The sequence below is a fragment of the Acidobacteriota bacterium genome, from assembly GCA_016712445.1.
GTDB lineage: Bacteria > Pseudomonadota > Alphaproteobacteria > Caulobacterales > Hyphomonadaceae > Hyphomonas.
On the sequence record JADJRB010000001.1, the window covers coordinates 465,640 to 486,004 of the forward strand.

Here is a 20,365-nt window from a genome sequence, read left to right on the forward strand (position 1 = left end):
AATTGTCAATCGGAATTGTTATGGGAAATTCAGCATGGCTGCCATGCAGACTTATTCGTCCCGATACGGAATATATGTGTATAGCCGGCTGCGTCCACCGGTGCAAATCCCAATGCCATCCAGAAAGGCGCGGCCGCCTCACTGGCGCGCGCATTACAGGTGAGCAGCGGCGCATGCATCAGTGCATGGCTCATCGCGGCGTGCGCAATCCGCTTTCCGATACCCAGCCGCCGGTATGACGGATGGACGTAGAACCGGTGCATCCGCATCGCAGACTCACCGGCACCGGTTTCAGGCTTCACGCCGCCGACCCCGGCGAGGTCGCCCTGTTCGATCGCTGCAAACAGCGCGGCGCCGCCAGCGTCGAAGCGCTGCGCGCCGCTCTGCCAGTCGGCGACCAGCTTCTGCATGTTGCGCACGCCTTCAGCGGCTGCCGCTTCGGCGAGCCGGGTCATTCCCGCCGGCAGGGCTGTCCCGACGCGGAGGATCTCTGCCATGGCGCCCCCCGGGTCAGCTCGCCGAGATTATGCCGCCATCGCAGGGGATCGTGTGGCCGGTGATATAGGCCGAGGCGCGCGAGGACAGGAACATCGCGAGGCCCGCGATATCTTCCGGCGAACCGACGCGGCCGGACGGGTTGCGGCTGGCGACCATGCCCCAGTCGACCCCCTCCGTCTCGCCTTTGAAGCCGACGCCGGTCGACAGCATGTAGGTCGGGAACGGGCCCGGCGCGATGCCGTTTACGAGGATATGGTCGCCCGCAAGGCTGCCACCCATGAAGCGGGTCAGGTGGATCACCGCCGCCTTCGACGTGCCATAGGCATAGCCGCTCATCGGCGAAGTGTGCATGCCGTCGATCGAGGCGATGTTGATGACCCGCGCCGGGTTCTCGGCGCTCGCCGCCTTGCGCAGCAGCGGCATCAGTTTCTGGGTCAGGAAGAAGATGCCTTTCACGTTGACATCCATCACCTTGTCCCAGCCCTTCTCGGGAAACTCGTCGAGCGAGGCGCCCCAGGCGACCCCGGCATTGTTGATCAGCACGTCGACCTTGTCCTCGCGCTTGGCGATCTCGCCGGCGAGGTGGAGGATACCGTCCATCTGGCCGACATCAGACGGGATCGCATAGATCTCGCCGCCGAACTCTTTCTTCAGCCGGTCGACCGTTTCGTAGCAAGCCGCTTCCTTGCGCGAGGAAATGATGACCTTGGCGCCATTGGCCAGGAAGCCGGCGGCAATCATCTCGCCAATCCCGCGCGAGCCACCGGTAATGACGACCGTCTTGCCCTTGACCGAATAGAGGTTGCTGAAATCCATGGCCAGTTCCCTTCCCTGACGACTGCCCTTTCGCCGGTAGTGCGGCAGGGGTCATCGGCCGGCAAGGGAAAATTTTTGAGGGCCAGGTCGACGGGAGCCGGTCTCAATCCCGGTCATTCCGTCGAAAGCCGGGACCCATCTTGCTTGCGCTCCCTCATCGCAGACCCCTGCGAAAGCAGGGGTCCAGACTTTCACCAAAGTACTGGATACCTGCCTTCGCAGGTATCTGCGGAGAAGTTGCTCGAATGGGGCTGGGTCCCGGCTTTCGCCGGGATGTCACGCTCTGTCGGAACGATCAGACCGGATCCGGCCCGATCATCTTCTCAGGGCGCACGATGGCGTCGAAGTCGGCTTCGGAGATGCCGAGTTTCAGCGCTTCGACCTTCAGCGTCGTGCCGTTCTTGTGCGCGGTCTTCGCCACTTTGGCCGCGAGGTCGTAGCCGTATTTTTCCTTCAGCGGCGTCACCAGCATCAGCGAGTTCTCGAGGCCGCGCTGGATATTGTCGAGGCGCGGTTCGATGCCGACGACGCAGTTCTCGGTGAACGAGACGGCGGCGTCCGAGAGCAGTTTCACGGACTGGAGGAAGTTGTAGGCCATCATCGGGTTGAACACGTTCAGCTCGAAATGGCCCTGCGAGCCGGCAAAGCCGATGGCGGCGTTGTTGCCGTGGATATGGGCGCAAACCTGCGTCAGCGCTTCGCACTGGGTGGGGTTCACCTTGCCCGGCATGATCGAGGAGCCGGGCTCGTTTTCCGGCAGGGCGAGTTCGCCGAGGCCTGAGCGCGGGCCCGAACCGAGGAAGCGGATGTCGTTGGCGATCTTGAAACAGCTCATGGCCACCGTGTTGATGGCGCCGTGGGTCATCACCATCGCGTCATGCGCGGCGAGGGCTTCGAACTTGTTCGGGGCGGACGTGAATTTCAGGCCTGTGATCTGGGCGATCTTGTCGGCCACCAGTTCGGCGAAGCCTTCCGGCGAGGCGAGGCCGGTGCCGACGGCTGTGCCGCCCTGCGCCAGTTCCATCAGCATAGGGAGGGTCATCTCGATCCGTTTGATGCCGTTCTCGATCTGCTTGGCATAGCCGGAGAATTCCTGGCCGAGCGTGACCGGCGTTGCGTCCTGGGTATGCGTGCGGCCGATCTTGATGATGTGTTTCCAGGCCTGCGCCTTGTCGTTCAGCGCGTTCTGCAGCTGTTGCAGCGCCGGCACCAGCTTGTGCACGACCTGCTCGGCGCAGGCGATGTGCATGGCGGTCGGGAACGTGTCGTTGGACGACTGGCTCATGTTGACATGGTCGTTCGGGTGGACCGGCGCCTTGGAGCCGACCTTGCCGTTCAGGATTTCGATGGCGCGGTTGGAGATTACCTCGTTGGCGTTCATGTTCGACTGGGTGCCCGACCCCGTCTGCCAGACGACCAGCGGGAAATGCGCGTCGAGCTTGCCTTCGATGACTTCATCGGCTGCCTGAACGATGGCCCGGCCGACGAGGCGGTCCATCTTCTCCAGCGACATGTTCACTTCGGCGGCGGCCTTCTTGACGATGCCGAGGGCGCGGATGATCGGCTGCGGCTGCTTCTCCCAGCCGATCTTGAAGTTGCCGAGCGAGCGCTGGGCCTGCGCGCCCCAGTACTTGTCCGATTCCACCTCGATGGGGCCGAAAGTGTCGGTCTCGGTGCGGGTGTCGGGTTTCTTGGCCATGGAGGGCTCCTGATCGGGCTGGGGTCTCGGTCTGCCCGCGCGGTCTAGCGAGGCGGCGGGAGAGCATCAAGGGGCGACGAGGGCGACAGAAAAGCGAGTGACGCGCGCCTCCCTCTCCGCAGACGGGAGATCAACCCAATCCGAAGGCAGAGGCGTAGCCAGCGAGGCGTTCGCGGATTTCCCCCGGCTCGAGGCCGAAATCTTCCGGGGCGTACTTGTGGGGGCCGTGCTGGCGGTTGAGGCTGGCGAGGCGGTCCTCGGCGGCGGTCTCGGAGGCCTCGTCCCACGCCACGTCGCAGGCGGCGCAGAGCTTGCGGACGAGCCCCACCGGGTCGGCGACGAGGTCGCGGAAGGCGATGTCGATGACCTTCTGACCGGGGTGGGCCTCGCGGGCGGCCATGGCGCGGCGGAACCATTCGGCGGTCATGTCCAGCTGGTAGCGGCCGACTTCGGCGGGATCGACGGCGTCGCTATAGGTTGAGCGGAACACGGCGAAGAGGCTCGCGCCGGAGGTGACGGTTTCCACGACGTCGCGGTGCAGGTGCAGCACGATGGCATCCGGAAAGGCGGCCCAGAGCGCCGGCAGCGCCGCTGTGTGGGCCGGGGCCTTCAGCACCCAGCGGCGGCCGCTGGCATCCTGCAGCATACGGAGGATGTCGGCATAGGTGCGGTAGCTCGGGGCCATGTCCTGGGTCAGCAGCCAGTTCGCATAGGACGGGCAGCGCAGCGTGGAGGTGAAGCCCCAGTTGCGGAAATCACTGCCCATCGCGAGCACGCATTCCTCGGCGAGGCGGCCGCCGGAGGGGTGGACCTGCTGCATCTGCGGATTGAGGGCGTGCAGGCGCTGATGGGCGCCCTCCCCCGCGACGATCAGCGTTGCGCGGGCGCCGGCTTCCAGATCGAGGAAGCGCCAGGGCACCGAGAGCTCGGACGGCATCGCGCCGCGCAGGCCCGGCACGCCGTCCAGCAGGCGCTGCAGCAGCGTGGTGCCGGTGCGCCAGCCGCCGATGATGAAGATGGGCCGGTCGATGGTCCGTGTGCGGACTTGAGGGTTCTCGGCGAGCGTGGTGGAGATTTTTGCGCGAGCCTGCAGCTTGGCGACGGCCGTGCCGACCATGCTGCGCATGCCGAGGGCGTTGAGGCGGCCCTCCTCGCGGGCCGAGTCGATATAGGCGTGGAAGCCGGCCTTCCAGTCGCCGTCATCGCCGGCCGGCAACTGCGACCTTGCAAAGGCGGCGGCGAGGATCGTCTGTGCACCGAGCACAAAGAGCTCCGGCCGGCAGGCGCGCTCGGACTCGGCGGCGGAATAGAGGGCGCGCGCTTCGGCGCTGCGGGGCGGCGGGGTCCACATCAGGCGCCCCCACGCTCTGCGAGGCGCACGACCTTCGCGGTGGGCAGCTTTGGTGTCGCCGCAGGCTGCAGCCAGCGGATGACGAACAGGCCGAAGGGGCGGCCTTCGGTGTCGAGCCAGTTGGGCACGCCGGAGTCTTCGCCGGCGATGACAATCCGGAAGGCGCCGTCCGGGCCGACCGTCATGCGCGGGCGTGTCAGCGAGACGGTGCGGTTGCGGTAGTCGAGCGAGTTGAGGAAGCGGCTGTAGAGCAGCACGCTGAGATGGCGGGCCTCGACCATGCTGCCGTCGAGAACGAGGGCTTCGCCGGGGGCGAGTTGCCAGGCGCCGCGCTGGTAGTGGATGCCGGGCTCGGTATAGACCGCGCCGCCCTGCATCTCGGACCATTCGCGCACGCCGTTGCGCGGCTCGGTGTCCTTGTCGGAGCCCGCGCGGACCATGACGCGCGAGGCGGTCTCCAGCGTGGTGCCCATGCCGGCGAGGCGGCGGCTGAACCGGGCGGGCTGGATGACCGGCGGGGGGGCGACGGTGTCGAGGCGTTCGATGGCGCAGGCGCCGTCCATCGCGGCGGGGTCGTCATAGAACTGCCGTACCCAGATCATGTTGGCGCCTTCGGGAATGGCGAGCCACTGGCCTTCGGCCGAGGCCGGATCGCCGCCGAGCGTCAGCGTGAAGCGCCCTTCGGGATCGAGGACGAGATCGTCCGACGTGATGCGCGCAACGGTCTGCGTCTCGAGGCTCGAGCCGGCATAGACATTGACGGAGGTGAAGACGGCATTCAGGGCGGTGCCCCGGATGCGGTAAGCGCCGCCCTTCGCAATCTCGGCGACCCAGTAGAGGCAGTCCGGATTGTCCATGTAGAATTTCTGGCGCCAGAGATTGAACGGCGCGAGTTCGGGGGCGGCGTCATCGGCTTCGAGACGGCCGAGCTGGTTGGCAAGGGCGCGGGCGAGCGCGCGGAAACCGTCGGCACGTTCCTCAGCCGACAAGGTTTCGGTGGCGGCCGCCATGCGCGCGCCGGCGGCGGCCAGGTTTTTGGTCAACGCATCCCAAGCTTTTGCGGGATCGTCAGAGAACGTCTCTGTCACAATAGTCCTCCCCGTTCGTCGAGTTTTCGATCACGCTAACAGCGGGGGGCGGAGCGACAATCCATGACCCAACGGATTGCCCTAGGGACAAAGCCTGAGATAGTTTTCCGGCGAATCCCAGACTGGAGACATGCGTGACGGGGACGGACTGGACCAGCGCCGGCAAGGTGCGCGCGCGCATCACCGAGGCGGGGGCGCTGGAGGTGACCTGTACCGGCCTGACGACGCAGACGAAGTATTACAAGACGCTGCTGAAGGAGTTCTTCCGAAAGGACTTCCCGCCGCTGCGGCCGGGGTATGGCGACTACAGCGTGCATATCGTTATGGAGCATCTCGGCGAGGCGCCTTGGATGGATCTCGACAACCTCGCGAAGGCGCTGCTCGATTCAATGTGCGGACATGTGTTCGAGGACGACCATCAGGTGGCGCGGCTGCTGGTGGAGCGGCGTAGCGCCGAGCGCGACGGGATCTGGATGCTGGCGGAGGCGATGGGCTAGCGCCCCCTCCGTCTCGCTGTTGCACAGCGAGCCACCTCCCCCGCTTCGCAGGGGAGGATGACGCCGCATCCGGAAGCACCCTTATCCTCCCCCGCTGGCGGGGGAGGTGTCTGCACCGCAGACGGAGGGGGAACTGTCAGGACGTGTTTGGCACGCGGGCGAAGGCGGCGATGACGGCGGTGTTGAGGTCTGCAAGCAGGCGGCGCTCTGCGGGGTCGAGCGGTTTGGCATCGAGGCCGGGCACGCGCACGAGCGAGAGGACCGGGCGCGGCGAGGCGCGGCGGGCAAGCAGGCGCAGGAGCCGGCGGGCGGCGCGGAGCGGATCGGTGAAGGCCGCCTCGAACGCGGCAAGGCGGCGATGCAGCCGGTCTTCCAGCGCCACGGGATCGACCGGGCGGCGCGGACGCGGCGGCGGAGGCGGCGGCGCGAGGCCGGCGATGGAAATGCGCGGACCAGCGTTCGGTGGCAGGCGGCGGACGGGCACGCGCGGGGGCGTCTCGGTGAGGCGGAAGCCGGGTGTGCGCGGCGGCGCCGGAGGGCGCGGACCTGCCGGACGGGCGGGCGCGGTTGCGGGGCTCAGCGGCGCGCGGGCTGGCTCGGGCGCCAGCGTATCGGCGATGAGGTAGAGCGCGCGGCGCAGCGCGGCTTCGGCGGGCAGCAGGAACTGGCGCACCAGCCGGCGCAGGAAAGCGGCGCCGAACGCGGACGGCGGATGGGCGAGCTGGGCGCGCAGGCGCCGCACCAGCCCCATCGCAAAGCCGGCGCCCGCATCGATCAGCGGGCCGTTCGGCACATCGTCTTCCGGGGGCAGCGTCTGGTCCATGCCGTGATTATAGGCATGGGTTGGAAGGTGTTGCGTAAGTTTGCCGATATTTCTTGCACGGCCTTGTTTTCATTACGGCCGGCTTCGCAAATTAGCAGGCATAAGTCTTCCGCAGACGGACGTTCTGTCAGGCCTGGACGATGAGTTTCTCGAGCCCGCGGAAGAATGGCAGCGTGCGCCAGACAAGATCCTGTTCCGGCAGGCTGAGGCCCGGATATTTCTCCAGCAGCTTCAGGTAGACATGGCGCGCCTCGATGCGGGCGAGCGGGGCGCCGATGCAGATGTGGGGCCCGCCGCCGAAGGCGATGTGGCTGGCCCGCTTCTGGGTGATGTCGAAATCCTGCGGCGCGGAGAAGACCTCGGGGTCGCGGTTGGCGGCGGCGAGCGACATGAAGACCGGCTGGCTCTTCTGCATCGGGCAGCCGGCGACGGTGCGATCAGCCTCGACAATCCGGGAAGTGACCTGCACCGGCGCCTCGTAGCGCAGGACTTCCTCGACCGCCTGGGCGGCAAGGCCGGGATCGGCGCGCAGGGCGGCGGCCTGCTCCGGATGGGTGAGCAGCAGCCAGATGCCGTTGCCGATGAGATCGGTGGTGGTCAGGTTGCCGCCGACGAGGAGGGCCTGCAGGTTGAGGCAGACTTCATCATCGCTGACTTTCGCCTCCCCCCTCGCCTGCAGCTGCACCATGTCGGTGACGAGATCCTCCTGCGGCGCCTTGCGGCGGGCCTGCATGAGCTCGCCGAAATAGGCATCCAGCGCCGCGCCCCCGGAGACGACGCGGGCGGTTTCCTCCGGCGTGCGGACGGGATTTAGGCCGAGGATGACATCTTCCGACCACTGACGGAAATCTGCCAGCCGGGATTCGTCGACGCCGAGGATGCGCGCGATGACGAGGACGGGCACCGGCACGGCGACCGTCTCCATCAGGTCGAAGGCGCCGCTGGCGGGGGCCGCGTCGATGACCTTGTCGATCATCGCCTCGATTTCGGGGCGCATCTTGTTGATGCGGGCATAGAAGGCCTTGGCGAGCGGCTGGCGGATGCGGGCATGGTCCGGATCGTCGAGGAAGAGGATGCTGGTGCGGCGGTCGCTGGTGTCGTCGACGAGGCGGGCGGTGATCGACTCGGGGTCGGCGTTGAGGGGATGGCGCACGAAGGAGCGGTCGTTGACGGTGTCGCGGATGTCCTTGTAGCGGCTGAGCACCCAGACTTTCGCCACTTCGTCGCGCATGACCGGACAGCCGGCCTGCAGCGCCGCCATCATCGGATGGGGGTTGTCGCGCGCGGCGGGGTTGAAGGCCGACAGCTCGAGAATGGACTGGGGAATTGCGGGCGGCGTTTTCGGATCGTCGGCCATGAGGGTCTCCTCCCGGGCGTTTTTATTATGGCATGCGTATAGCCGATTTTCCGGGCGGGCGCGCGGGGGATTTTGGGAAAGCAAAGTGCCCCCCCTACGACAGACCGCTTCGCGGCCTGCCACCTCCCCCGCGTCGCAGGGGAGGATCAGGGGACGTCCGGGTGCAACCTTATCCTCCCCCGTTTACAGGGGAGGTGGCGAGCGAAGCGAGACGGAGGGGGTTTGGCAGCCTAAAGCCGTTTGAAGGGCATTGGGATGGCGGTGGCGGTGGCGCGGGCGACGAGGTCGCCCTTGTCGTCGAAGCAGTCGGCTTCCATGAAGGCGGCGGACTTGCCGAGCTTGAGGATGCGGGCGGTGACGCTGGCGGGGCCGGGCATCAGACGTTTCAGGTAGCTGGTTTTCATTTCCAGCGTCGGGGCGGTCATCGTGACATTGGAGGCGATGATGACGGCGGTGCTCATGGCCTCGTCCATCATCGCGGCGATGAAGCCGCCCTGGACCGCGCCGGTGGGATTGGCGAACATCTGGGGGACGTCAAAGTCCATGCGCACCCATTGCTCGTCCTGGGAGAGCGCGGCGAGGCGCATGCCGAGCGTGTCCGAACAGGGCGGGCGTTTCTTCGAGTTCTGGAAACGCGCCAGCATGTCGGCGTCGGAGACGCGGGGCTTTGCTTCTTCGGTCAACGGCCGAAGCGCCTTACTTGCGGCGATAGGCGTCGAGATTGACGACCGTTTCGGCCGGCGCCTTCGGGGCGGATTCGGCGGTCACGTCCTTCGCGGGGGCGATGACGCCGGCATCGCGGCCACGGGTTTCGAAGGTGAGGCCGAAATTGACCGACGGGTCGACGAAGCGGGTGATGGCGGCGAGCGGGATCGACAGGTGCTGGGGCACGCCGGAGAATTTCAGCACGATCTCGAAATGGCCTTCGTGGACTTCGAGGTCCCAGAACTGGTGCTGGATGACGATGGTCATCTCTTCCGGGAAGCGCTGGACCAGGTGGTCGGCGATCTTCACGCCGGGCGCGCGGGTCAGGAACGAAACGTAGAAGTGGTGGTCACCCGGCATGCCGCCATTCGTGCGGGCGCGGCGCAGGGCCTCGCGCACGACACCGCGCATCGCGGCCTGGGTGAGCGCTTCGTATCCGATGTAATCCGTCATCTTGCGCGCTGCTCTTTTTTCCGGAGGTGAAAGGTTATCGAAACGTAAATTATGCGGAGCGCGCAAACCCCGCAACGGCCTTAGCGCAACACGCGAGCATTTATTTTCATCTCGCGCCGCATTGTGCAGTGCGGCTGGCCAGAGGCCGCCCCGCGGCCTAGGCTGCAGCGGCACGGACAGGGAGCGACGCCATGCAGATGCCGGCCGAGGGACGCGACTGGGACGAGGTGCGCGCCGAGATGCGCGCGCGCGGCGGCGGCGATGTGGACTGGCGCAGCGGGCGAACGGCGGTCTACGTTTTCAACGCTGGGGATGATGTTCACCATGTGCAGCAGGAAGCCTATGCGCTGTACATGTCGGAGAACGGGCTCGGCCCCCTCGCCTTTCCGTCGCTCGCGCAGATGGAGAAGGAGGTGATCGAGATGGCGCTCGGCCTGCTGCACGGGCCGGACGGCGCGGCGGGCGCTATGACCTCGGGCGGCACCGATTCGATCACCATGGCGCTGAAGACGGCGCGCGACTTCGCACGTGCGAAGGGCGGGCCGACGAGCGGGCACAATCTCGTGATCCCCCGCTCCGGCCACCTCGCCTTTCACAAGGCGGCGCACCTGATGGACATCGAAGTGCGCAGCGTGCCGCTGAAGACCGATGGCAGCTATGAGGCCGACCCCGCCGCGATGGCGGCGGCGGTGGACGAGGCGACGATCATGATGGTCGGCTCGGCGCCGAACTTTCCGCACGGCATCATTGATCCGATTGCGGCGCTGGGAGAGGTCGCGGCGGCGAAGGGCGTGTGGCTGCATGTGGATGCGTGCGTGGGCGGATACTTTGCGCCGTTCGCGCGGATGAACGGGGTGCCGGTGCCGGCGTTCGATTTCGAAGTGCCGGCGGTGCACTCGATGAGCGCCGACCTGCACAAGTATGGCTATTGCGCCAAGGGCGCCTCGACCGTGCTGTTCCGCTCGGAGGAGCTCTACAGGCACATGCCGTTCAACATGCGTGACTGGAGCGGCGCGCCGATGAAGACGCCGACGCTGGCGGGCACGCGGCCGGGCGGCGCGATCTCGGCGGCCTGGGCGGTGATGAACGTGCTCGGCGTGGCGGGCTACCGCGAGAAGCAGGGCCTCGTTTGCGCAACGCGGGAGAAAATCGAGACGGGCGTGAAGGCGCTCGGCTTTGAAGTTCTCGGGCGGCCAATGCTCGGGCTGATGGCGTTCCGGCATCCGGAGGCGGACACGCTGGCGCTCTACGCCGCGATGCGCGCGCGCGGGTGGTTCACGTCATTCACGGCGGAGCCGCAGAGCCTGCACCTGATGCTATCGCCGAAGCATGCGGAGGTGGCGGACGCGTACCTTGCGGATCTGGACGCGGCGCTGGCGGATGTGAAGGCGGGCGTGACGGCGGAGAAGGTTGAGGCGCGGTATAGTTGAGGGGGGCTGCTCGCAGCTTCAGAACATGACAGCAAAAGTCTGAAGCACCAAAAGGCCGAAGGGAATCGCGAGCAGCCAAGAGACGGCATTCCACCTGATGTACGCCGGCGAACCGGACATGTCATCAAATTCTCCGGTGACCAAGCAACGCAAGCATACATAAAGGCCGCCGAACACAAACCCCAACATCGCCATTCCTCCCACGAACGACGCGAAGCCGTCCGGAAGTACAATGCAGGCCAGAAACGCCATTACGCCGAAAATCGCTGCCATCGCCAAGGCCATGAAGAAACTCGCGGCGAGGTTGGAATAGTACTTTCGAACCAGGATCATTGGGCCGACGGCAACCATAAAGAATATAATCTGACCGAAGAACAGTATGGCAGACCACTCCACATTACTGACACCGGCAAACCAGCCTTTGCCACCTCCGGGAAAGGTGCCACCGATTTGGTATAGGCTGTTCAGAAAGCGCAGATGGTCGAGGTCGCTCTGATCAGACAGCTGGCCACGGATTCCGTAATAGATCATCACGGCGAAAGCCGCGAAGAACGTCGACGCGGGCAGCGCCTTGACGCAGTTACCGAGAACAATTTTGTGATGTGTGAAAATGGATCAGGGTACTCAAGTCGTGTATATTCCTCGACACTGAGGTTGGCCGTTGCGCGGTGCTTGCGCGCTTCGGCCTCAGCACGGTCCGCTCGGGCTTTTTCGGCCTTGCGCGCCTCTTCGGCTTTCTTCAGCGCCTCCTCCGCTGCCAGCCTCTTTTTCTCTTCCTGCTCCAACCGCAGGCGTTCGGCTTCGCGCCGCGCCGCTTCTTCCCGCGCAAGGCGCTGCGCCTGTTCAGCTTCGAAGCGCGCCTTTGCCTCTCTTTCCCTGCTTTCCCGGGCCTCCTCTTCCGCGAGACGGGCGCGGTAAATGCTCTCGACCGCTAAGAAAAGCGGACTGTTCTTATGAGTGTCGAGCCAGCGCCCAAGACTGATAATATCCGAACTTTCGCTGATATCTCCAAAAGACTCGATATCGGCACGGCTCGTTAGCGTGCCGATTCTCCGCAGCAGCGAACGCCAACGCGCGTCTGTCGCCGTTCCACCTTCCAGCCAACCCCTCAGGTCTTCCGTGTGCGTCCCATTAAACGGAACTTGCGGGGAGAACCCGTCAGGGCCAGCGACGTAGCAAGCTGCCAACACGTTTCTTTCGATGCCGATCAGGGCTTCAGCTTTTACCCAACGGCTGTCCTTTGCGTTGGGAGACCAGCAAACCAAAATTACTTGAGCTTCCCGCGCCTCTCGGTCGATCTGATCCGAAAACGTTTCGCCCGCACTCAGGCTGGCATCGAACCAGACCGTCAATCCGAGCCCGCTCAAGGCGCCTGCAAGCTTTTCAACGAGTCCGCGCTCTTCGCGCTTGTAGGAAATGAATACGTCAGCCATGCCCTGCCCCCGCTCAGCCGGGCGATGGTAGCAGCGCTCTCAAGAGGTGTCACGCGCCCCGCACCCGAGGCCTCTGCTCCGGCAGACGAGCGGAGTTGATCGCAGAATCTGCAAAAGCAACGCTAACCGAAGACGACCTTGTAGAGCAGCATACCGACCGCGACGCCCAGAACCAGCCCCCAGCTGAAGCGTTGTTTGCCGCCCATGTCCGTCCCCTTCATACTCGCCCTTTGGCGCTCTCTTCCCGGAGAGATTTCTAGCAGAGCTGGAAGCTCATCGGAAGGGTGCCGGGCGGACGAGGTGCGACCGGTTCTGTTTGGCCCGTCGTTCGAACCCGGCCTTCGCCGGGCATGCTTCGCTCAGGATGAGCGTTGCGTTTAGTTGGGCGCCGCACACTTCCCGCCCGTTACTTCCGCCACAACCTCCGCATCACCGTCCGTCTGTGCAGGGACGATTCCTAGGGCGCAGGCGATCATGCTGTAGACGTTGACGTTTTCGAACGGTGCCACCGTGACGCCTTCGGGGAAGATAGGCCCTGCGGCGATGAAGGTGGCGTTCATGGTGGGGTCGTGGTTGTCGTAGCCGTGGTTGCCGGGGATGGGGGTGGACCAGCCGCCGACATCGAGGGTGCGCATGGTCCAGCCGGGGTCGGCGACGGCGAGGAGGTCGGGGCCGCGGGTCGGGTGGTCCATGTGGTAGTGGGCGGGCATGGCGCCCTTGCGGTAGACGTGGATGTGTTCGTTGACGGTGCTGAGGCCTTCGTAAGCGGCGTCCAGCGCTTCGGTGTCGCCCTGCCCGTAGATCTGGATAAAGGTTTGCGCGGAGCCGCCATACTTGCCGGTGAATTGCGGGACGACCAGCTTTTTCAGGTCAATGAACTGGCCGACTTCGATGACCTTTTCCTGCTCGATCCAGGCCATGCCGTGATCGGAGACGATGATGATGTTGGTGGTGTCGAGCAGGCCGCGTGACTTGAGGCCGTCGACGAGCTGGCCGACATAGCCGTCGACTTCGAGGAGGGCTTCCTTCGTCTTGTCGGAACGCGGGCCGGTATAGTGGCCGGCGGTGTCGACGCGGTCGAAATAGACGGCGGCGAAGCGGGGGCGCTCGGCCTCCGGCTTGTCGAACCAGGCGAGGACTTCGTCGACGCGTTCCTGGTAGGGCTTGGTGTGCTGGTAGGGCGTCCAGACGGTGGGGCGCACGCCGTCATGCGGCACTTCGGAGCCGAGCCAGAACATGATGGCGGTGGGCAGGCCCTGCTTCTCGGCGGTGATCCAGATCGGCTCGCCCTGCCACCATTTTTCCTGCTGCGGGCCGGTGGCGACATCGAAGATTTCGCCGGTGGTGGGGTCGTAGGGATAGTTGGTCACCATGCCGTGGTGTTCGGGATAGAGGCCGGTGGCGAGCGAGTAGAAGTTCACGAAGGTGAGGCTCGGCATGACGGGGTACATAGCCTCGGCCTGCACGCCGCGCGCGGCGAGGGCTTTCAGGTTGGGCGCGTCCCAGTCCTTCAGGAGGGCGGGGTTGAGGCCGTCGAGACCGATCATCAGCACGGTCTGGGCCGGGGCCGGCGCGGGCGCGGCAACTTCTTCGGCAGCGGCGACGGGCGCTTCGGGCGCGGGGGCCGGGCTCTTGCAGCCTGCCAGCAGCCAGAGTCCGGCGGCGGCGGCGATCAGTGCGCGCTTCATCAACATGGCATTCCCCTCGGGTCTCGCGAATCCTGTTCGCTCCTTAGACGCCGAATGACACGGTCCTGTGAAGCCGCAGGCTGGAAAAAAGGGTGACGGACCGGGCAAACACTCTAAAAAACCCTCCACGTTCAGAAAAAATCACGAGGAGATGTCCCATGCCGCGCGCCCATTCCTTCCGCTCGATGATCCTTGGCGTGTCGCTGGCGGCGCTGGCAGCCTGCGCGCAGACCGGCGCATCGCCCGAGGCGGCGCTGACGGCAGCGCCGGAGACCGTGCGCACGACCCGCGGCACGCTGGTGCTGGAGAACATTCCCGATGCGCCGCCCTCGCTGAAGGCGCGGCTGGAGCGCTACGAGAATGTGCGCAGCCACGGCTTCCAGGACTGGACGGGCGATGGCGGCATCCTGGTGTCGACGCGGTTTGCGGATGTGAACCAGATCCACGAAGTGCGCTTTCCCGGCGGCGCGCGCCGGCAGCTGACCTTCTATGATGATGCGGTGAACTCGGCCGATGTGAGCCCCAAGGGCGGCGCGTTCGTGTTCGGCAAGGACCGGGGCGGCGACGAGTACTACCAGTCCTACCTGTTCGACCTGTCGAGCGGCGACACGTCGGTCTATTCGGAGCCGGGCTCGCGCAATGGCAGCGCGCTGTGGTCAGACGATGGCAGCGTGGTGGCCTGGGCGCGCACGACGGCCGGCGACCCCGACAATGACATCCTGATCGCCAACCCGGGTGACAAGGCAAGCCTGCGCGTCGCGCTGGAAGGCGAAGGCGCGATCGGCCCGGTCGACTGGTCGTCCGACGGCAAGACGCTGGTGCTGCAGCGCTACAAGTCGATCGCCAAGAGCCATCTCTACCGTCTCGATGTCGAGAGCGGCACGCTCACCGAGTTCAATCCGGATGACGATGTCGCCTATTCCGGCGCCGCGCTGCTGGACGACGGCTCGATCCTGACGGTGACGGACAAGGACAGCGAGTTCCAGAACCTCGTGCGGATCGCGCCGGAAGGCACGATGACCAACTATACCAGCGCCATCGAATGGGACGTGTCCGACTGGGCCCTGTCGCCGGACGAGACGACAGTCGTGTTCACGGTCAACGAGGGCGGGCTGGGCACGATACGGCTGCTGGATGTGGCGAGCGGCCAGGTGCGCCCCGGCCCGACGCTGCCGGTGGGCATTGCGAGCGGGCTGGTGTTCTCGCCGGGCGGCAACCAGGTTGGCTTCACGTTCAACGGCGCAACGAGCCCGGCCGATGCCTGGTCGTTCGATGTGGCGACGCTGAACCTGACACGCTGGACGGAGGCAGAGACCGGCGGGCTGGATTCGGATGCCTTCATCACGCCTGAAATGATCACCTTCCCGAATGCCGACGGCATGGACATCCCGGCCTTCATCTACCGCGCCGACGGGCCGGGCCCGCATCCCGTGATCATCTCGATCCATGGCGGACCGGAAAGCCAGGCGCGACCCGGTTTCTCGTCCACCTACCAGTACTGGGCGAAGGAACTCGGCCTGACGGTCATCGTGCCGAATGTGCGCGGATCGTCCGGGTACGGAAAGACCTATGTGGCGATGGACAATGGCTTGAACCGCAAGAAGTCCGTTGAGGATATTGGCGCGCTGCTCGACTGGATCGGTGCGCAGCCGGACCTCGACGCGGCGAAGGTCGTGGTGCATGGCGGCTCGTATGGCGGCTATATGGTGCTCGCCTCGATGATCGACTATGCCGACCGTCTGGCGGCGGGGGTCGACATCGTCGGCATCTCGGACTTCCGGACCTTCCTGGAGAATACCGAAGGCTACCGTGTAGACCTGCGGCGCGAGGAATATGGCGACGAGCGCGACCCGGCCGTGGCCGACTTCTTTGCGGAGATCTCGCCGCTGGCAAACGCCGGCAAGATCACGAAGCCTCTGTTCGTGATCCAGGGATACAATGACCCGCGCGTGCCCTATACCGAGGCCGAGCAGATGCTGGCGGCGGTGAAGGCGAACGGGGTGAAGACCTGGTTCATGATGGCCGCCGACGAAGGCCATGGCTTCCGCAAGAAGGGCAACCGCGAAGCCCAGCGCGAGGCCGAGACACTGTTCCTGCAGGAGGTGCTGGGACTGGACTGACACGGGCCGCACGCTCTGGCCGCTGCGGCGCGGCGACCTAGCTTACACTCCAGACAAGGCCCGGGAAGGCACGACCATGATCACGCTGCACCACCTCGAGAAATCCCAGTCCATCCGCATCCTCTGGCTGCTGGAGGAACTGGGGGTGCCGTACGAGATCAAGCTGTATGACCGCGACCCGCAGACGCGGCTGGCGCCGGCGGCCTACAAGGCCGTCTCCCCGCTCGGCACCGCCCCCGTCATCACGGACGGGGACGTGACGCTGGCGGAGACGAATGCGATCGTCGACTATATCCTCGACCAGAACGACCCGGCGGGACGGCTGCGCCCTGCCCCCGGCAGCGCGATGCGGGCAAAGTATCTCTTCTGGTTCCACACGGCGCAGGGCAGCCTGCAGCCGCTGCTGACGAACAAGTTCGTGATGATGGCGCTGACGACGCGGGCGCCGTTCCTGGTGCGGCCGGTAGCGAAGTCGCTGGTTGGCGCGCTTGATGCGGGCTTCTTTGCGCCGCGCCTCAACGCGCTGATGGGCGAGATCGAAAAGGCGCTCGGCCAGTCGAAATGGTTTGCCGGCGACAGCCTGACCGCGGCCGACATCGTGATGGGCTATTCGATGGAACTCGCCGCCCACCGCGCCGGCATGGACGCGGAGCGCTTCCCGAACGGCCACCGGTTCCTGAAACAGATGCGGGAATATCCCTCCTACATCCGCGCGATGGAGAAGGACGGGAAAGGGACGATATTGCTTTAGGCTCGGTTGATCAGGGTGCGTCCAGAATCTCGTCGTTGCTCAAGTTGGCCGTAAGCACGAGTTTGAAACAATGCTCGCCGGCCGACACCCGGATTTCCGACAGGTCCGCGATGCCACTGGTATTGTTTCTGTAGTAATAGCCGACCTCAGTCTCGGCGTTTGAGGCGGTAGCAAACTCGGCGCAGATGTGAGTGACCTTGCCCCTCTCACGGCGGAGTACGAAATGGCTGTCGGTCACCGGGTCTAGCTGAATCTCGGCGCGCTGGCACTTTGAGGCCAGGCGGGCGTCCGAAACGATGTCTTCGAATTCGGCCTCTACCAAGCTCAGGTCTTCCGGAATGTCACCCTTGGCCTGCGCGTAGCAGGCAAGAGCGATGACGGTTTCTGACAGTGCAGCGAGGCGGGCATTGTCTTCCTTGCGAAGGCGCGCCTCGCCGGGGCCACCGGTTATCGTGAGGCCTCCGACAATCGCGGCGACGACGATCGCGACGAGGGCGCTGGCGAAGATGGCATGACGATCAAATGCCATTAGCTTCGTCGCGTTCGGCATTGTGGATGAAATAGCCGAAGATGGCGCCTGCGATCGCGGCAACGATGATAGCCTTCAATACGAACCGCAGGGTCAGCTCGCCGCTGAGGAAATTGTAAACGACCGAAATGGCGTCGCCGACGAGAACCATGCCCGCAATGACGAGGCTTACATAGATGAGCCATTTTCGGATGCGCGAGCGCTGGAGCGCAGGATTTTCTTTGCGGGCCTTTAGCAGGATGCGCGCAAGCCACAGGAAGATTGGTGTGCCGACGACCAAGCCGGAAATGGCGCCGCGTATGTGCTGGTCGAGGGGGAAATAGCTGTAATTCCTGTTCTCGATGTCGTCCTTGATGGCGGAGTCGACCAGCGCGAAGAGCAGCGAGCCGAGATTGTATGAGACCACGCCGAGCAGGATGAAGAAGAGAAGGTAGAAGAAGGCTTCACGGGCCGAGAGGTATGCCAGGGGTTTCGGGACCGCGACTGGAAAAACCATATCAGCGAATGTGGCAAGCGCATCCTCGACCTCACTTTCGCGCCAACCGGCGGAGACCAGCGCAGCTCGAATGCCGCTGCGCGCCTCACCTTTCTCGAGGGCTTCCTTGACGAAGATTGTCAGCGTGCTGTTGGCCATCGGCCCCACCTTGTTCAAGACATCGGGACATTGAACATCCCCGCTGGGATTAGGAACGGATCTGACCGCGCCGCAAGGATTTTTGGAGGATAAATGGGGGCTTCTGTTGCCAGGCGCCCCCGGGCCCCGCCTAGGGGTCTGAAACCCTAGGAGTTAAGTCGGAAAAACCGAGCACCGCTTACGCGGCGAGCAGTTCGCCCTCAGCAAAGTTGTCGTTTGCAACTATTTGCTTTTGAGCTTCTAACGCAGCTCAAGCGAGCGAAAGCCTCGTCTTTACACGTCCGTCGACACTATTTCAGCCCCATCAGGAAACGGCCGCTGAGCCGTCTTTTGGTGGAGCTGCCGGGTACCGCCCCCGGGTCCGAGCCGCTTATTGCACGCGCGTTTATCGCCATAGTCCGAAGACAGAAACAATATAGGGGATAAGGGCGGGGGTTGTAAGCCCTGAAAGGGTTAAGACTGGCTGCCCCGAAAGCTGCCGCTCATCCTGACCGTCCTTCGGCAGGCTCAGGTTGAGAGTCGAAGGATGGGCCAAGCCGAGCCCGTATCATGCCCGGCTCTATCCTTCGACTCCGCTCAGGATGAGCCTTCGGGGCGGTGGGGTGGCCCTTGCCCTCACCCGCCGTTGAAGTGGCCGTGGATGCGGATGGCGAGGGCTTCGTTGACGCCGTCGACCTGCATCAGGTCGGCGACCTTGGCGCGGGAGACGCCGCGGGCGGAGCCGAAATGGTGGAGCAGCGCCTTCTTGCGCGTCGGGCCGATGCCTTCGATCTCGTCAAGCGGGGACTTGATGATGTCGGCCGAACGTTTGGCGCGGTGGGCGCCGATGGCCCAGCGGTGGGCTTCGTCGCGCAGGCGCTGGAGGTAGTAGAGGACGGGGGCGGTTTCCGGCAGCTTGAACGGCGCCCTGCCCGGCCGGAAGAATTGTTCGCGGCCGGCATTGCGGTCGACGCCCTTGGCAATCGAGACGAGGGTGACATCATCCGGGGACAGACCGATTTCGGCGAGCGCCTCGATCGTGGCGTTGAGTTGGCCGAGGCCGCCATCGATGAGGACGAGGTCTGGCCAGCTGTCGGTGTCGCCCGCCTCGCGTTCCTTCAAGGCGCGCGAGAATCGGCGGCGCATGACTTCGCGCATCATGCCGAAATCGTCGCCTGGCACGAGGTCCGCGTCCTTGATGTTGAACTTGCGGTAGGCGGACTTGCGGAAGCCTTCGGGGCCGGCAACGACCATGCCGCCGACGGCGTTGGTGCCCTGGATGTGGGAGTTGTCGTAGATCTCGATCCGGCTGGGCACTTCAGGCAGTTCGAAGACTTTCTGGACTTCGAGCAGCAGGCGTTCCTGGCTGGCGGATTCGGCGAGCTTACGGGTGAGCGCCTCGGCGGCGTTGCGCTCAGCCTGCGTGAGCAGGTCGCGCTTGGCGCCGCGCTCCGGGCGGCGTAGCTCGATCTTGCGGCCGGCTTTCAGTTCCAGCGCTTCGGCGATCAGGTCCGCCTGCTCCGGCTTCTCGTTGACGAGGATCAGGCGCGGCGGCGGGCGCTTGTCGTAGAACTGGACGAGGAAGGCCGCGAGGATTTCGTCCGCCGTCTGATCACGCTCATGGCGCGGGAAGTGGACGGTGGCGCCCCAGTTCTGGCCGGCGCGGATGAAGAAGACCTGCACGCAGGAGACACCGCCGTCCATCGCAATGGCGAAGACGTCGGCTTCCTCGATGCCATCGGGGTTGACGTCCTGCGTCGAGAGGACGTGCGCAAGCGCGCGGATGCGGTCACGCAGCTGGGCCGCCTTTTCGAAATCCATCGCTTCGGACGCAGCGTCCATTTCCGCGGCGAGGCGTTTCTGCAGACCGGCGCCCTTGCCGCGCAGGAAGTCGGCGGCTTCGTCGGCGAGCTCGGAATAGTCCGCCGGCGAAATGAGCCCGACGCAGGGCGCGGCGCAGCGCTTGATCTGGTGCAGCATGCAGGGCCGCGTGCGGGCGGAGTAGACGCTGTCCTCGCAGGTGCGCAGCAGGAAGGCCTTCTGCAAGGTGTCGAGCGTGCGCATGACGGCGCCGGCGCTGGCGAAGGGGCCGAAATAGTCGCCTTCGTCCTGCTTGGAGCCGCGATACTTCTTGATCTGCGGGGCTTCGTGATTGCGGCGGATCAGGATGTAGGGGAACGACTTGTCATCGCGCAGCAGGACGTTGAAGCGGGGCTTCAGCGATTTGACGAGGCTGGCTTCCAGGAGGAGCGCTTCGGTCTCGCTTTCGGTGACGACGAATTCCATCCGCCTTGTCTGCGAGATCATCCGGGCGATGCGCTGGGTGTGGCCGCCCATGCGGGTATAATTCGACACGCGGGCCTTCAGGTCGCGCGCCTTGCCGACATACAGGACCTCGTCGAGGTCGCCGAACATGCGGTAGACGCCCGGCTTCGACGGCAGCCGGGTGAGATTGTCCCTGATGACATCGACGCCGCTGATCGGGGCGGCGCCGGCCTGATTCTTGTCCATGCG

The 20,365-nt window shown here is 65.0% G+C and carries 19 protein-coding genes; 4 read left to right on the plus strand and 15 right to left on the minus strand.

Features of this window, described 5'->3' with window-relative positions; genetic code table 11:
* Positions 1-29: 29 nt before the first annotated feature.
* The 5 genes from IPK75_02425 to IPK75_02445 form a co-directional block, all read right to left on the minus strand.
* Entirely contained in the window at positions 30-497 is a 468-nt protein-coding gene (locus IPK75_02425; GenBank protein ID MBK8197199.1) for a GNAT family N-acetyltransferase, read from the minus strand.
* A gap of 13 nt (positions 498-510) precedes the next feature.
* Positions 511-1,314 carry an SDR family oxidoreductase gene (locus tag IPK75_02430; GenBank protein ID MBK8197200.1) on the minus strand — a complete coding sequence of 268 codons (804 nt, stop codon included), beginning with the start codon at positions 1,312-1,314 and terminating at the stop codon, positions 511-513.
* A 295-nt stretch (positions 1,315-1,609) separates the two neighbouring features.
* Entirely contained in the window at positions 1,610-3,013 is a 1,404-nt protein-coding gene (gene fumC / locus IPK75_02435; protein MBK8197201.1) for a class II fumarate hydratase, read from the minus strand.
* A 130-nt stretch (positions 3,014-3,143) separates the two neighbouring features.
* A complete protein-coding gene (locus IPK75_02440) occupies positions 3,144-4,364 on the minus strand; it encodes a sulfotransferase (GenBank protein MBK8197202.1) in 1,221 nt (406 codons plus the stop codon).
* Positions 4,364-5,395, minus strand: coding sequence for a DUF1214 domain-containing protein (locus tag IPK75_02445; GenBank protein ID MBK8197203.1), 1,032 nt, complete (start codon positions 5,393-5,395; stop codon positions 4,364-4,366). Before IPK75_02445 ends, IPK75_02440 begins: the two co-directional genes overlap by 1 nt.
* Positions 5,396-5,586: 191 nt before the next feature.
* Here IPK75_02445 and IPK75_02450 point away from each other — a divergent pair, with 191 nt between their 5' ends.
* Positions 5,587-5,949, plus strand: a complete 363-nt coding sequence (locus IPK75_02450) for a RusA family crossover junction endodeoxyribonuclease (GenBank protein ID MBK8197204.1) — start codon at positions 5,587-5,589, stop codon at positions 5,947-5,949.
* A 136-nt stretch (positions 5,950-6,085) separates the two neighbouring features.
* Here the strand turns inward: IPK75_02450 and IPK75_02455 are convergent, their stop codons facing one another.
* The 4 genes from IPK75_02455 to IPK75_02470 all read right to left on the minus strand — a co-directional run bounded on the left by IPK75_02455 (position 6,086) and on the right by IPK75_02470 (position 9,287).
* Positions 6,086-6,772, minus strand: a complete 687-nt coding sequence (locus IPK75_02455; GenBank protein ID MBK8197205.1) for a hypothetical protein — start codon at positions 6,770-6,772, stop codon at positions 6,086-6,088.
* Between the two features lie 127 nt (positions 6,773-6,899).
* Entirely contained in the window at positions 6,900-8,129 is a 1,230-nt protein-coding gene (locus IPK75_02460) for a cytochrome P450 (protein MBK8197206.1), read from the minus strand.
* A 230-nt stretch (positions 8,130-8,359) separates the two neighbouring features.
* Positions 8,360-8,812: a PaaI family thioesterase gene (locus IPK75_02465; GenBank protein ID MBK8197207.1), complete on the minus strand. Its 453-nt coding sequence runs from the start codon at positions 8,810-8,812 to the stop codon at positions 8,360-8,362.
* A gap of 13 nt (positions 8,813-8,825) precedes the next feature.
* On the minus strand, positions 8,826-9,287 hold the full coding sequence (locus tag IPK75_02470; GenBank protein MBK8197208.1) for a stringent starvation protein B: 462 nt from the start codon (positions 9,285-9,287) through the stop codon (positions 8,826-8,828).
* A gap of 191 nt (positions 9,288-9,478) precedes the next feature.
* On the opposite strand from IPK75_02470, the gene IPK75_02475 reads away from it, so the two are divergent.
* Positions 9,479-10,717 carry an aspartate aminotransferase family protein gene (locus IPK75_02475; protein MBK8197209.1) on the plus strand — a complete coding sequence of 413 codons (1,239 nt, stop codon included), beginning with the start codon at positions 9,479-9,481 and terminating at the stop codon, positions 10,715-10,717.
* An 18-nt stretch (positions 10,718-10,735) separates the two neighbouring features.
* Here IPK75_02475 and IPK75_02480 read toward each other — a convergent pair whose 3' ends face one another.
* From IPK75_02480 to IPK75_02490, 3 genes are all read right to left on the minus strand, one after another.
* Complete coding sequence (locus tag IPK75_02480; protein ID MBK8197210.1) at positions 10,736-11,251, minus strand: hypothetical protein; 516 nt, start codon at positions 11,249-11,251, stop codon at positions 10,736-10,738.
* Positions 11,248-12,150, minus strand: coding sequence for a toll/interleukin-1 receptor domain-containing protein (locus IPK75_02485; protein MBK8197211.1), 903 nt, complete (start codon positions 12,148-12,150; stop codon positions 11,248-11,250). Before IPK75_02485 ends, IPK75_02480 begins: the two co-directional genes overlap by 4 nt.
* A gap of 377 nt (positions 12,151-12,527) precedes the next feature.
* Entirely contained in the window at positions 12,528-13,844 is a 1,317-nt protein-coding gene (locus tag IPK75_02490) for an alkaline phosphatase family protein (GenBank protein MBK8197212.1), read from the minus strand.
* 179 nt (positions 13,845-14,023) lie between these two features.
* Between IPK75_02490 and IPK75_02495 the strand changes: the two genes are divergently transcribed.
* Both IPK75_02495 and IPK75_02500 read left to right on the plus strand, forming a co-directional pair.
* Positions 14,024-15,958 carry a S9 family peptidase gene (locus IPK75_02495; protein ID MBK8197213.1) on the plus strand — a complete coding sequence of 645 codons (1,935 nt, stop codon included), beginning with the start codon at positions 14,024-14,026 and terminating at the stop codon, positions 15,956-15,958.
* A 76-nt stretch (positions 15,959-16,034) separates the two neighbouring features.
* Positions 16,035-16,709, plus strand: a complete 675-nt coding sequence (locus IPK75_02500; GenBank protein ID MBK8197214.1) for a glutathione S-transferase — start codon at positions 16,035-16,037, stop codon at positions 16,707-16,709.
* A 10-nt stretch (positions 16,710-16,719) separates the two neighbouring features.
* Here the strand turns inward: IPK75_02500 and IPK75_02505 are convergent, their stop codons facing one another.
* The 3 genes from IPK75_02505 to uvrC all read right to left on the minus strand — a co-directional run bounded on the left by IPK75_02505 (position 16,720) and on the right by uvrC (position 20,362).
* On the minus strand, positions 16,720-17,259 hold the full coding sequence (locus IPK75_02505; protein MBK8197215.1) for a hypothetical protein: 540 nt from the start codon (positions 17,257-17,259) through the stop codon (positions 16,720-16,722).
* The gene (locus IPK75_02510) at positions 17,228-17,872 is read right to left on the minus strand and encodes a hypothetical protein (GenBank protein MBK8197216.1); all 645 of its coding nucleotides are present in this window, start codon (positions 17,870-17,872) and stop codon (positions 17,228-17,230) included. The genes IPK75_02505 and IPK75_02510 overlap by 32 nt, the downstream gene beginning before the upstream one ends.
* A gap of 615 nt (positions 17,873-18,487) precedes the next feature.
* Complete coding sequence (uvrC, locus tag IPK75_02515; GenBank protein ID MBK8197217.1) at positions 18,488-20,362, minus strand: excinuclease ABC subunit UvrC; 1,875 nt, start codon at positions 20,360-20,362, stop codon at positions 18,488-18,490.
* Positions 20,363-20,365 lie beyond the last annotated feature (3 nt).